Below are 12,432 nucleotides of genomic sequence, written 5' to 3'. Positions count from 1 at the left end.
CCGGGCAGCAGGCAACAATTGCCAATTTCATTGATCGGCGGCCTGAGCGCGAGTAGCCTATGGTGCAACAAAAGTTTACTTACGGTAAGCGCTGCATGCGCCCGGACATCGAGGTTCTCCATGGAATTCATCAACGGCGCAATTGTCGCCGCCTACCTGGCCGCTATGCTGGCCTTTGGCTGGTGGGGCAAGTCCCGCACCAAGAACAGCAGCGACTACCTGGTGGCCGGCCGCCGCCTCGGCCCGTTCCTCTATACCGGAACCATGGCCGCAGTGGTGCTTGGCGGCGCCTCCACCGTGGGCGGTGTGGGCCTGGGCTACAAGTGGGGCATTTCCGGCATGTGGCTCGTGGTCGCCATCGGCGCCGGCGTGATCCTGCTGTCGCTCGCATTCGCCCCGACGCTGCAGAAGCTCAAGGTCTTCACCGTTTCGCAGATGCTCTCCCTGCGCTATGGAAGCCAGACAGCAACCAACACCTCCGGCATAGTCATGCTGGCCTATACGCTGATGCTCTGCGCCACCTCCACCAGCGCCTACGCCACCATCTTCGTGGTGCTCTTCGGCTGGGAGAAATGGCTGGCCATCGCCATCGGCGGCGCCATCGTGGTCGTCTACTCGACCATCGGCGGCATGTGGTCCATTACCCTGGCCGACCAGGTTCAGTTCATCATCAAGACCATCGGCATCTTCGCCCTGATGCTGCCATTCTCCATGCATGCCGCCGGCGGCCTGGACGGCATCCGCGAACGCATCGGTGCAGAATTCTTCGACATCACCGGCATCGGCGTGCAGTCCATCATCACCTACTTCGTGGTCTACACCCTGGGCCTGCTGATCGGCCAGGACATCTGGCAGCGCGTGTTCACCGCGAAGACCCCGAAGGTCGCCCGCTGGGGCGGTATCACCGCCGGGATCTACTGCATCGTCTATGGCATCGCCGGCGCGCTCATCGGCATGGCGGCCAAGGTCGCCCTGCCGGATATCGTCGGGGCGGCAGACAACAAGGACGTGGTCTACGCCGAGGTCGCCACCCAGCTGCTGCCGGTAGCCGTGGGCGGATTGGTCATGGCCGCCGCCGTGGCCGCGATGATGTCCACCGCGTCGGGCGCGCTGATTGCAGCGGCTACCGTGGCCCGTACCGACGTGACCCCATTCGTGGCCAGCTGGTTCGGCAAGGATATCCAGGTGAACACCGATCTGAACCCGGAGCACGACGTGCGGGCGAACCGCATTTGGGTGCTGGTCCTCGGCATCGTCACGGTGACCCTGGCGATCCTCGTCGACGACGTGGTCGCCGCGCTGACCATCGCCTACGACATCCTGGTCGGCGGCCTGCTGGTGGCCATCATCGGCGGCCTGCTGTGGAAGCGCGGCAACGGCGCGGGCGCAACTGCGTCCATGGCCGTGGGCACCGTGGTCACGCTGGGCACCATGATCATCTTGGAGATCCAAGCTGAGAACAAGTTCGATGGCGTCTACGCCAACGAACCGATCTACTACGGCCTGATCGCCTCCGCGGCGACCTTTGCCGTGGTCTCCGCTGTCACCAAGGCCACCGATTCCAAGGTGCTCACCCAGTGGAACTTGCGGGTCTCGGGCAAATCCAAGGAAGAAGGCGTCAGCGTCGAACCGTAGCCGCTCCGCTGGCGGAAGGTTCTCCTCTGGGCACCGGTACTCCGCTTATGACAGGTATGAGGAAACCCCCAGCAGGATGCTCCTACTGGGGGTTTCCGCGTAACTGTCGGAACTAGTCGTTGATCAGATCGTGGCGCACGATGGTCTGGTCGCGGTCAGGACCCACGCCAATGGCGGAGATCCGGGTGCCGCTGATCTTCTCCAGGGCCAGGATGTAGTTGCGGGCGTTCTCCGGCAGGTCTTCCAGTGTCTTGGCCCCGGAGATGTCCTCGGTCCAGCCCGGGAAGTACTCGAAGATCGGCTTCGCATGGTGGAACTCGGTCTGGGTCATCGGCATCTCGTCGTGGCGCACGCCATCCACGTCGTAGGCCACACAGACCGGGATCTGCTCGATGTTGGTGAGCACGTCCAGCTTGGTCACGAAATAGTCGGTGAAGCCGTTCACGCGCGAAGCGTGGCGGGCCAGCACCGCGTCGTACCAGCCGCAGCGGCGCGGGCGGCCGGTGTTCACGCCGTACTCGCCGCCGGTCTTCTGCAGGTAGATGCCCATGTCGTCGAACAGCTCGGTGGGGAACGGACCGGCACCCACGCGGGTGGTGTAGGCCTTGATGATGCCGATCGAACGGGTGATGCGGGTCGGGCCGATGCCCGAACCCACCGAAGCGCCGCCGGCGGTCGGGTTGGAAGAGGTCACGAACGGGTAGGTGCCGTGGTCCACGTCCAGGAAGGTGGCCTGGCCGCCTTCCATCAGCACGACCTTGTCCTCGTCCAGCGCCTTGTTCAGCTCGTAGGTGGAGTCGATGACCAGCGGGCGCAGGCGCTCGGCGTAGGACAGGAAGTACGAGACGATTTCCTCGACCTCGACGCTGCGGCGGTTGTAGATCTTGACCAGCAGCTCGTTCTTCTGGCGCAGCGCGCCTTCGACCTTCTGGCGCAGGATCGATTCGTCGAAGACGTCCTGCACGCGGATGCCCAGGCGTCCGACCTTGTCCATGTAGGCGGGACCGATGCCGCGGCCGGTGGTGCCGATGGCCCGCTTGCCCAGGAAGCGTTCGGTGACCTTGTCCATGGTCTGGTGGTAAGGGGCGACCAGGTGGGCGTTGGCCGAAACGCGCAGCTTGGAGGTATCGGCACCGCGGGACTCCAGGCCATCGATCTCTTCGAAGAGGGCCTCAAGGTTCACCACGCAGCCATTGCCGATAATCGGAGTGGCGTTCGGCGAAAGGATGCCGGCTGGAAGGAGCTTGAGCTCGTACTTCTCGCCGCCTACGACCACTGTGTGCCCGGCGTTGTTGCCGCCGTTTGGCTTCACTACGTAGTCGACCTTGCCACCGAGCAGGTCGGTAGCCTTTCCTTTGCCTTCATCGCCCCATTGGGCTCCGACGATCACGATTGCTGGCATGGGATCCTCCCCCTTGCTTTAAGCAGCGGTTGCGGCGTGCTTAGCGCCGTCCCGGCACGGTGCCGGGCAAAAAATATGCCCCTGTCCTGCTCACTGAAACCCGGAGGTCCGTTGCAAGAGTTAGGGGCTCTTACGACCAAAGTTTACCGAAACGATTAGCGAATCTCGAGCTGTAGGTCACGGAGCCGGGGTTATTCGTGGATATCCGCGGCTTTTTCAAGCAAACTTGACCCTGACACAATGTGAGGGCGGAGAACTGAAGCATGTTATCCATCGGCGCGTTTGCGCAAATCGGCCAGGTGACCCACCGCATGCTGCGGCACTGGGATACCGCCGGGGTGCTCAAACCCGCCCACGTGGACCCGTTCACCGGCTACCGTTCCTACGACCCCTCCCAGCTGCAGCGCTTGCACCAGATCGTTGCGCTGCGCGAACTGGGCTTCGGCCTAGAGGAGGTTTCCTCGATCCTGGATCAGGGAGCCACCACGGAAGAGATTGCTGGGCACCTGCGGCACCGTGCTGCGCAGGTCGAGGCCGAACACCGGCTCGCCACGCAGCGGTTGCAGGATGTGCAACGGCGCCTGCGCTTGATCTCGAAGGAGAAACTCATGTCACGCATTGAAATCATCCATAAGCCGCTGCCTGCGGTACGCTTGGCCGCCGGCCGCTTCACGGTGGCCGAGCAACCCCAGATCGCCGGGCTGATCGGTGGAGTGTTCGACCGTGTCGCCCAGGCATTGCAGGGCCAGAGCCTGGCGACGCCAATTGCGCAGTACACCGGCAGCGAGTCCGGAATGGAAGTCATTGCCGGGTACGCCAGCACGGCTGACGCCGTCGACGGCGCCGAAATCATCGAGCTGCCCGCGGTTCCCGAGGCCATCTGCGGAATGCATCTGGGGGCCATGGACAGCATCCACGAAAGCTGGCAGGCGGTGCATGACGAGGTGCTGGCCCGCGGGCTGGTGCCCTCCGGGCCGTGCCGCGAAGTGTATCTGCGGGCCGCGTCGGAAGACCAGGCCGATTGGGTGACCGAGCTGCAGCAGCCGGTCAGCGCACCCTAGGCCACCAGCTGGTGCGGGGCTTCGAGCAGGTCCCCGACCACGCTTCGCGCCGCGCCGGCCAAGGCGCCGGCCTGCCCCAGCGGCGAGCACGCCAGCTTGGCTTCGCTGGCGATGCCCGGCGCGTGGGCCTGCAATGCCTCATGGACCGCCGGCAGCAGCCACCGTTCCAGGGCGGCGAAATGCCCGCCGAACACCACGGTGGAGATATTGAACAGGCGCAGCGTGGAGGCCAGGGCGATGCCCACCGCGGTTCCGGCTTCGGCCACCGCGCGCAGCGCTTTTTCTTCTCCCCCCTCCAGGGCCCGGTAGAAATTGCCGATGCGCTGCTGGCGCGAGAGGCCGTGCGCGGAATCGGCCGATTCGGCGGCCGCCAGGATTGCTTCTTGGCCGGCCACGGTTTCCAGGCAGCCCTGTCCGCCGCAGCTGCAGGGATTGCCTCCCGGCTGGATCACCACGTGGCCCAGTTCGCCCGCGTGGCCCTGCGGGCCGGTGAAGAGTTGCGCGTCGATGACCACGCCGCCGCCGATGCCCACTTCGCCGGAAACAAACAGGAAGTCCCGCTGGCCCGGCTCCATCAGCTGCAGCTGCGCCAGCGCGGAGGCATTGGCCTCATTGAACAGGCGGACGCGGGTCTTCGGCTCGGCCAGCAGCTTCGCGGCATCCAGCACCTGGTCCGCCCAGCCCAGGTTCGGGGCCTGGAGCACCATGAATTTTTCCTCGTCCACCAGGCCCGGCACGGCGAGCGCCCCGCCCAGGATTTCAAGTCCCTGGGCCGTGGCTGCCTGCTGCATCTCGGCACTCAGCTCGCCGAGGGCAGCCATGACCCGCTCGGTGGTGGCTGTGCCGTTGGCGCGGGCGACGATCCGGTGATCCAGCAATTTCCCGGACAGGTCGACCAACCCGGCGGAGATGTAGTCGACATTGATTTCCATGCCGATCACGCAGCGTGCCGGGTTCAGCACCAGCCCCACCGAGGGCCTGCCGCGTTCACCGTCGCGGTGCACCCCGATTTCGATGACCAGGCCGGTTTCCAGCAGATCCGCAACCAGGCTGGATACCGAGGCCTTGGTGAGCTTGCTGCGGGCCGCGATATCGGCGCGGGACAGGCGCTGGCCGCTGGCGGCCCCGGCAATCACCGCAAGCACCCTGGCCAGGTTCGCCTTGCGGACATCCCCCACGCTGCCCGGCGCCGTGGACGGCGCAGGCTGGGTTTTGGCTGTTGTCGTGCGCATGCCTGCTCCTGGGAAATTGGCGACCGGACTGATGTTCTTCGCTATTGACTCTAGCGCATGGCCACCCATATAGTTCAGAACATAAACTAAATGGTGGAAGCCACCCCACCCCGATCCAAGGATGCATCCCATGACCCTTCAGCCAACCGCCGCCGACCGCTTCACTTTTGGATTGTGGACCGTGGGCTGGACCGGCGCCGACCCGTTCGGCGTCGCCACCCGCGAGAACCTGGATCCGGTGGAAGCTGTGCACAAGCTGGCCGAGCTCGGCGCCTACGGCATCACCTTCCACGACAACGACCTGGTTCCCTTCGACGCCACCGAGGCGGAACGTGAACAAATCCTGGCAGGCTTCCGCACGGCGCTGGAGGAAACCGGGTTGAAGGTCCCGATGGTGACCACCAACCTGTTCAGCCACCCGGTCTTCAAGGACGGCGGCTTCACCTCCAATGACCGTTCGATCCGCCGCTTCGCGCTGGCCAAGGTGCTGCACAATATCGATCTGGCTGCCGAAATGGGCGCCGAAACCTTCGTCATGTGGGGCGGGCGCGAAGGCAGCGAATACGATGGCTCCAAGGATTTGGCCGCGGCGCTGGACCGCATGCGCGAAGGCGTGGACACCGCTGCCGGCTACATCAAGGAAAAAGGCTACAACCTGCGCATTGCGCTGGAGCCGAAGCCCAATGAGCCGCGCGGCGACATCTTCCTGCCCACCGTCGGCCACGGCCTGGCCTTCATCGGGCAGCTGGAACACGGCGACATTGTCGGGCTGAACCCGGAAACCGGACATGAGCAGATGGCCGGCCTGAACTTCACCCACGGCATCGCCCAGGCACTATGGGCCGGCAAGCTGTTCCACATCGACCTCAACGGCCAGCGCGGCATCAAGTACGACCAGGACCTGGTCTTCGGCCACGGCGACCTGGCCAGCGCCTTCTTCACCGTGGACCTGCTGGAAAACGGCTTCCCGAACGGCGGGCCTACGTACGATGGCCCGCGCCACTTCGACTACAAGCCATCGCGCACCGACGGCTACGACGGTGTGTGGGACTCGGCCCAGGCCAACATGTCCATGTACCTGATGCTCAAGGAACGCGCCACCGCATTCCGCGCAGACCCCGAGGTACAGGAGGCCATGGAGCTCTCGGGCGTGTTCGAGCTGGGCGAAAGCACCCTGGGCGCCGGCGAGAGTGCGCAGCAGCTGATGGCCGATGCGGCGAGCTTCGCCGACTTCGACGCCAACGCCGCCGCGCAGCGCAATTTCGCGTTCATCCGCCTGAACCAGCTGGCCATCGAGCACCTGCTCAACGCCCGCTGAACCTACAGCACCCGCCCACCGCAGAAAGCAGCCTAAGAACAATGACGCTCGTTGCCGGCATAGACTCCTCCACCCAGTCATGCAAGGTCCTCATCCGCGACGCCGCAACTGGCGCCCTGGTCCGCTCCGGCCGTGCCGCGCACCCCGAGGGCAGCGAAGTGGACCCCGAAGCCTGGTACAGCACATTGCAGGAAGCGATCGCCCAGGCCGGGGGCCTGGATGACGTGGATGCCATCTCGGTGGGCGGGCAGCAGCATGGCATGGTGGTTCTCGACGCCAGCGGGGCGGTGATCCGCCCGGCACTGCTGTGGAACGACACGCGCAGCGCGCAGGCGGCCAGCCAGATCATCGCCGAGGCAGGCCAGGGCGATGCCGCGGTGGGCGCCAGGTACTGGGCGCAGCGCACCGGCACCGTCCCGGTCTCCTCGATCACGCTGGCCAAGCTGCGCTGGCTGAAGGACCATGAGCCGCAGAACGCGGCCAAGGTCGCGGCCGTCTGTCTGCCGCACGATTGGCTGTCCTGGCGGCTGGCCGGCTACGGCCCCGGCTCCGGGGCCACCGGACTGGCGGCCCTGCGCACCGACCGCTCGGATGCCTCGGGCACCGGCTACTACCGCGCCACCGAAAACGCCTATGACTTCGAGGCGCTCGCGCAGCACCTGGGCCATGTCCCGCTGCTGCCGCAGGTTGCAGGACCGCTGGAATCCATCGGCCGCACCGCTTCCGGGGCACTCATCGGCCCCGGTGCCGGCGATAACGCCGCGGCCGGCTTGGGCGTAGGCGCGCAGGTGGGCGACGTCGTCATGTCCCTGGGCACCTCCGGCACCGTCTTCGCAGTTGCCGGTTCCCCCTCGGCAGATGCCTCCGGCCTGGTGGCAGGATTCGCCGACGCCACCGGCAACTACCTGCCATTGGTATGCACCCTGAATGCCACCCGCATCTTCGACGCCACCGCCAACCTGCTGCAGGTCAGCCTCAAGGAATTCAACGACCTGGCACTGTCCGCCGCCCCGGGCTGCGACGGCCTGGTGCTGCTGCCCTACTTCGACGGCGAGCGCACCCCGAACCTGCCAGAGGCCACCGGCTCGCTGCATGGCATCACCCGAGCCAACTACACCGCCGCGAATCTGGCCCGCAGCGCCGTGGAAGCGGTGGTTTGCTCGCTAGCCGACGGCCTGCGCGCACTGGAAGCCCAAGGGGTTGAAGCGCAGCGCATCATCCTTGTCGGGGGTGGTGCGCAGTCCCGCGCGGTCCAGCAAATCGCCGCCCAGATCCTCGGCTTGCCGATCCTGCTCCCGGCGCCGGGTGAATACGTCGCCGATGGGGCGGCCCGCCAGGCGGCCGGCGTACTGGCCGGGGAATTCCCCAATTGGGCCCAGGGCACTGCCCAAGTCCCGGCAATGGAACCGGCCCCGCAGATACTGGAACGCTATCGCGCACTGGCTTCCAGCCAGTTCCGCAACGATTTCCTTGCCCGCACGGAGCTTGGCGCCTGAGCGCGCACCGGCGGTGCGACTAGACTTGTCACCATGGCATTGACTCAGTTAACGGTCGTGGACACCGCGGTTGGCATCCTGCAGCAGTTCGGGCTGGCTGACTTGTCCATGCGCCGATTGGCCAAGGAACTCGATGTCCAGGTCGGCGCCCTGTACTGGCATGTGAAGAACAAGCAGGAGCTGCTGGCGCAGGTTGCCGCCCAGCTGCTGAACACCCCTGCGTTGTCGGTGGCTGCCGCCGACTATGCTTCCCCTGCCGAGGCAATCCTCCAGCTGGCGCGCAAGCTCTACCTCGCATTGCTGCCGATCCAGGACAGCCCCGAGGTCATTGAAGTCGCCACCGCCATGCAGGCCACCGAACTGCAACCGGTCCTGCAGCTTCGCGCCCTGCTGGAAGCGGCGGGCCTGGCTGCCGAGAACGCCCGCCATGGGCAGCAGCTGATCCTGAACCACGTGCTCGGCTCGGTGGCCTACCGGCAGAACCTCGTCCAGCTCGATGTCGACGCACCGCTGGCTGACGGCTTCGACTGGGGCCTGCAGCGGGCAGTTGCCGGCCTCATCGGCTAGCTCGCCAAGCTAGCCCAGGTTGCCGCCGGACGCTTCCAGATAGCAGGCGGCGCACAGCGACTCGTACCAGACCTCTTCGCCGTCGATCGCGACCTGGTCCCCGTCAAAGACAATCGTCTCCCCCGAGCGGCGGGTATTGAACATGGCCTTGCGCCCGCAACGGCAAATGGTCTTCAGCTCTTCAAGGGAGTGCGCCAGCTCCATCAAGCGTGCCGAGCCAGGGAAGGCACGGGTGCGGAAGTCGGTGCGGATCCCGTAGGCAAGCACCGGGACATCATCGAGCACGGCGATGCGCAACAGGTCATCGACCTGGGTGCGGGAAAGGAACTGCGCTTCATCCACCAGCAGGCAGGCCACCGGTGGCGCATCCACATGCGGCAGCAGGGCATCGGGGTCATCGCCCAGGCTGTGGGCCGCGAACTTCTCGCGCAGGTTCTCTTCCGGGCCCACGCTGAAGTCGACCTCGCGTTCGATGCCGAGCCGGGAAACGATGGAGCTCTCGCCCTTGGTATCGATCCCGGGCTTGGCCAGCAGGATGCGCTGGCCGCGTTCCTCGTAGTTGAAGGCGGCCTGCAGCAAGCTCGTGGATTTGCCCGAGTTCATCGCTCCGTAGCGGAAATACAGCTTGGCCACCATTGCTCCTCGATAGTTGCGGCACCTGCCAACTGGCACGCCCTTTAAGATCTTAGTGCCGTGCCGCCGTTCTCCAGTGGAACAGCACGCGGCGGCCAGCTCCGCTACTTCGCCGCCGGCTGCTTCTTCCCGGCGAAGACCAGCTTGTAGAGCATCGACATCACGATCACGAAAGGCACACCGAAGATCAGCGTGTACTTGAATTCCGGCACGAAGAACGAAGTTACCAGCAGGCCGCCGAGCAGCACTGCGCCGAGCATCGAGGCGGCCGGGTAGCCCGGCAGCTTGAATTCAAGTGCTGCCTTCTCCAGGCGCACCTGGCGGCGGAAGGACACATGGGTCAGCAGGATCATGAACCAGGTGGCCAATGCGCCGAAGGTGGCCAGCGACATCATGATGCCGAAGCCTCCCTCCGGGACCATCGCATACACCCCTGCCGCCACAGCGATGCCGCCGGCTGACATCCACACCGCGTGCACCGGTGCGCCCGCGCGGTTGGTCCGGTGCGCCAGGCGTGGCGCGTGGCCGGAATCAGCCAGCGAATGCAGCATCCGGGTGGCCGCGTACAGCTGGGCGTTCATCGCCGAGAGCGCTGCGATGATGAGCACGAAGTTCAGCACCGAGTCGGCGAACGGGATGCCGATCTGCGACATCACGGTGACAAATGGCGAACCCCCGGCCAGCAGTTCGCTGGTTGGGGCCACCGCGAGGATCAGGGACATGGTGAACACGTAGAAGAGCAGCAATCGCAGGAAGGAGACCTTGAAGGCCTTGCGCACCGCGAGCTTGGGGTTCTTCGCCTCGGCGGCGGCAATGGAGATCGCCTCGACGCCCATGTAGGAGAAGATCGCGACGATGACAGCGCTCCACATGCCGAACAGGCCGTTGGCGAAGAAGCCGCCCTCGGCCGAATAGTTGTGGAACCCGAACTGGTCGTTGGGGTCGTGGAAGACCAGCCAGAGGGCGATGATGATGAACGCGATCACCGCGAAGACCTTGATCGCGGAGAACCAGTATTCGGTGGTTCCGAAGATCTTCACGCTGGAGAAGTTCACTCCCAAAAGCGCGGCCGAGAAGACCAGGACCCAAACCAGCCCGGGGATTGCGGGGAACCAGTACTGCATGTACTCGCCCACGGCGCTGACTTCGGTGCCCACCGCGAAGATCAGCGCCGACCAGTACAGGTACTTGGTCAGGTATCCGGCGAACCGTCCCAGGTAGCGTTCGGCATAGACGCCGAAGGAACCGGCCACCGGCTGCTTGACAGTCATTTCCGCCAAGGCGCCCATGACCAGCAGGGCGACGACGCCGCCAATGAGGTAGCTGATGATCACCGAAGGGCCGGCCATGGCGATGGCGAGCTTGCTGCCGGCAAAAAGGCCGGTACCGATGGCGCTGCCCAGCGCGATCATGGACATCTGCCCAGGAGTCAGCGACTTCTTCAACCCCGAACCGACTTCAGTGGCGCGTACCGGCTGCTTGCCCAACAATGCTCCCTTAGACCTATGCGAACAGCACGGCATCGAAAATGCCGTGCTGCTCTCAAGGTTACTCCCGCGCTGATTCGCCGGCTTCGGCCCCGGGATGGCCCAAAACCGGCGGAATTTGCGTCATGTCACGGCATTACGCACGGCGTACTCTTCGCGCTGCCACGCATTGGTGTGCAGAATTTCACGCAGTTTCTCCACGGCATCCCAGATATCGGTGCGCGTCAGGTACAGCGGGGTGATACCAAAGCGCAGGACTTCCGGCTCGCGGTAGTCTCCGATGACGCCCTGGTCGATGAGTGCGGCGATGATTTCATATCCATGCTCATGGCGGAAGCTGACATGGCTGCCGCGGGCTGCATGCTCGCGCGGAGTCACCAGTTCCATACCGTAACCGGCGCAACGGGTTTCCACCAGCTCGATGAACAGATCCACCAGCTCCAGCGAGTTGGCGCGCACCTTGCCCATGTCAGCTTCCAGCGCGATATCCAGGCCGGCTTCGATCATTGCCAGCGAGGTGACCGGCTGGGTGCCGCACATGAAGCGGCGGATGTCGTTGGCCGGGGTGTAGCTGTCGGCCATCTCGAAGGGCGACTTGTGCGACCACCAGCCGGACAGCGGCTGCCAGAAGCGTTCGTGGTGGCGGGCATTGACCCAGATGAACGCCGGGGAGCCCGGTCCGCCATTGAGATATTTGTAGGTGCAGCCCACGGCGTAGTCGGCATCTGCCGCATTCAGGTCGATCGGCACCGCCCCCGCGGCATGGGCCAGGTCCCAGACCACCAGGGCGCCCGAGGCGTGGATGGCCGCGGTCACTTCATCCATGTCCCACATGGATCCGGTGCGGTAGTTCACGTGCGACAGGGCCACCACAGCCACGGTCTCGTCCAGTGCGGCACGCAGCGACTCCGCAGAATCGATGAGCTTCACCTCGTAGGCGACGCCGGTTTCCTGCGAGAGCGAGTTGACCAGATCGGCCAGGCCCTCGGCGATATAGATGTCGGTTGGGAAGTTGTCGCGTTCGGTGAGAATCACCCGGCGCTGCGGGGCATCGGCCTTCTGCGTGCGCAGTGCCGAGGCCAGGGCCTTGAACAAGTTCAGCGTGGTGGTGTCGGTGATCGCGGTTTCGCCGGGGTTCGCGCCCAGCAGGCGCCCCAGCTTGTCGCCGAGCTTGAGCGGCATCTCGAACCAGCCGGCGGTGTTCCATGAACGGATCAGGCCCTGGCCCCATTCTTCGGTGACTACCTGGGCGGCCCGTTCGGCTGCTCCCTTGGGCAGCGCACCCAGGGAATTGCCGTCGAGGTAGATGACGCCTTCCGGGAGGTTGAAGCGGTCGCCGAACGCCACCAGCGGGTCTGCCGCGTCCAACTGTGCAAGCGATTGGCGGGTCAGTGGGGTGGTCATTGGATCTCCTGTTCGGCCACGGTAAATGATGGAAAACTTCCAGTTCTCCATGATGAATCCATCGTAGAATCAGATTCGATACTGTGCGAGTAGAACTGAACTTTTTAGAAGAATCGAGTTGATCAGCCGTGCCAGGTTCATTATGGACGATTCAAGGCGACGCCCTGCCGAATCCTGTTCGTGTCGACGGAACGGAC

10 protein-coding genes are annotated in these 12,432 nt (G+C 64.8%); 5 read left to right on the top strand and 5 right to left on the bottom strand.

The window, feature by feature from the left end; genetic code table 11:
• The first annotated feature begins 120 nt into the window (after positions 1 to 120).
• On the top strand, positions 121 to 1,635 hold the full coding sequence (locus BKX98_RS11330; protein WP_073707318.1) for a sodium:solute symporter: 1,515 nt from the start codon (positions 121 to 123) through the stop codon (positions 1,633 to 1,635).
• A 112-nt stretch (positions 1,636 to 1,747) separates the two neighbouring features.
• Here the strand turns inward: BKX98_RS11330 and BKX98_RS11325 are convergent, their stop codons facing one another.
• Positions 1,748 to 3,037, bottom strand: coding sequence for an adenylosuccinate synthase (locus BKX98_RS11325; RefSeq protein ID WP_038991981.1), 1,290 nt, complete (start codon positions 3,035 to 3,037; stop codon positions 1,748 to 1,750).
• 263 nt (positions 3,038 to 3,300) lie between these two features.
• Between BKX98_RS11325 and BKX98_RS11320 the strand changes: the two genes are divergently transcribed.
• Positions 3,301 to 4,098: a MerR family transcriptional regulator gene (locus BKX98_RS11320; RefSeq protein ID WP_073707317.1), complete on the top strand. Its 798-nt coding sequence runs from the start codon at positions 3,301 to 3,303 to the stop codon at positions 4,096 to 4,098.
• Here the strand turns inward: BKX98_RS11320 and BKX98_RS11315 are convergent.
• The gene (locus BKX98_RS11315) at positions 4,095 to 5,330 is read right to left on the bottom strand and encodes an ROK family transcriptional regulator (RefSeq protein WP_038991984.1); all 1,236 of its coding nucleotides are present in this window, start codon (positions 5,328 to 5,330) and stop codon (positions 4,095 to 4,097) included. The genes BKX98_RS11320 and BKX98_RS11315 overlap by 4 nt on opposite strands.
• Positions 5,331 to 5,460: 130 nt before the next feature.
• Between BKX98_RS11315 and xylA the strand changes: the two genes are divergently transcribed.
• Genes xylA through BKX98_RS11300 form a run of 3 tightly spaced genes read left to right on the top strand, consistent with a single transcriptional unit; the run spans position 5,461 to position 8,711 of the window.
• Entirely contained in the window at positions 5,461 to 6,648 is a 1,188-nt protein-coding gene (xylA, locus tag BKX98_RS11310) for a xylose isomerase (RefSeq protein WP_073707316.1), read from the top strand.
• A 41-nt stretch (positions 6,649 to 6,689) separates the two neighbouring features.
• Entirely contained in the window at positions 6,690 to 8,144 is a 1,455-nt protein-coding gene (gene xylB / locus BKX98_RS11305; protein ID WP_073707315.1) for a xylulokinase, read from the top strand.
• Positions 8,145 to 8,177: 33 nt separating this feature from the next.
• A complete protein-coding gene (locus BKX98_RS11300; RefSeq protein WP_038991987.1) occupies positions 8,178 to 8,711 on the top strand; it encodes a TetR/AcrR family transcriptional regulator in 534 nt (177 codons plus the stop codon).
• 9 nt (positions 8,712 to 8,720) lie between these two features.
• Here the strand turns inward: BKX98_RS11300 and BKX98_RS11295 are convergent, their stop codons facing one another.
• The 3 genes from BKX98_RS11295 to kynU form a co-directional block, all read right to left on the bottom strand.
• Positions 8,721 to 9,344 (bottom strand): thymidine kinase, encoded by a 624-nt coding sequence (locus BKX98_RS11295; RefSeq protein WP_073707490.1) that lies wholly within the window; start codon positions 9,342 to 9,344, stop codon positions 8,721 to 8,723.
• Positions 9,345 to 9,448: 104 nt separating this feature from the next.
• Positions 9,449 to 10,831: an amino acid permease gene (locus BKX98_RS11290; protein WP_073707314.1), complete on the bottom strand. Its 1,383-nt coding sequence runs from the start codon at positions 10,829 to 10,831 to the stop codon at positions 9,449 to 9,451.
• 123 nt (positions 10,832 to 10,954) lie between these two features.
• Positions 10,955 to 12,235, bottom strand: coding sequence for a kynureninase (kynU, locus tag BKX98_RS11285; protein WP_073707313.1), 1,281 nt, complete (start codon positions 12,233 to 12,235; stop codon positions 10,955 to 10,957).
• Between the last annotated feature and the right edge of the window lie 197 nt (positions 12,236 to 12,432).

The organism is Glutamicibacter sp. 0426, assembly GCF_001906485.1.
Classification (GTDB): Bacteria; Actinomycetota; Actinomycetes; order Actinomycetales; family Micrococcaceae; genus Glutamicibacter; species Glutamicibacter nicotianae.
The sequence above is the reverse complement of the archived record's forward strand: the minus strand, read 5'-3'. Positions and strand labels throughout refer to the sequence as shown.

Coding starts and splice junctions, on each gene's coding strand:
- BKX98_RS11330 (WP_073707318.1), top strand. CDS start 121: ATGGAATTCATCAACGGCGCAATTGTCGCCGCCTACCTGGCCGCTATG.
- BKX98_RS11325 (WP_038991981.1), bottom strand. CDS start 3,037: ATGCCAGCAATCGTGATCGTCGGAGCCCAATGGGGCGATGAAGGCAAA.
- BKX98_RS11320 (WP_073707317.1), top strand. CDS start 3,301: ATGTTATCCATCGGCGCGTTTGCGCAAATCGGCCAGGTGACCCACCGC.
- BKX98_RS11315 (WP_038991984.1), bottom strand. CDS start 5,330: ATGCGCACGACAACAGCCAAAACCCAGCCTGCGCCGTCCACGGCGCCG.
- xylA (WP_073707316.1), top strand. CDS start 5,461: ATGACCCTTCAGCCAACCGCCGCCGACCGCTTCACTTTTGGATTGTGG.
- xylB (WP_073707315.1), top strand. CDS start 6,690: ATGACGCTCGTTGCCGGCATAGACTCCTCCACCCAGTCATGCAAGGTC.
- BKX98_RS11300 (WP_038991987.1), top strand. CDS start 8,178: ATGGCATTGACTCAGTTAACGGTCGTGGACACCGCGGTTGGCATCCTG.
- kynU (WP_073707313.1), bottom strand. CDS start 12,235: ATGACCACCCCACTGACCCGCCAATCGCTTGCACAGTTGGACGCGGCA.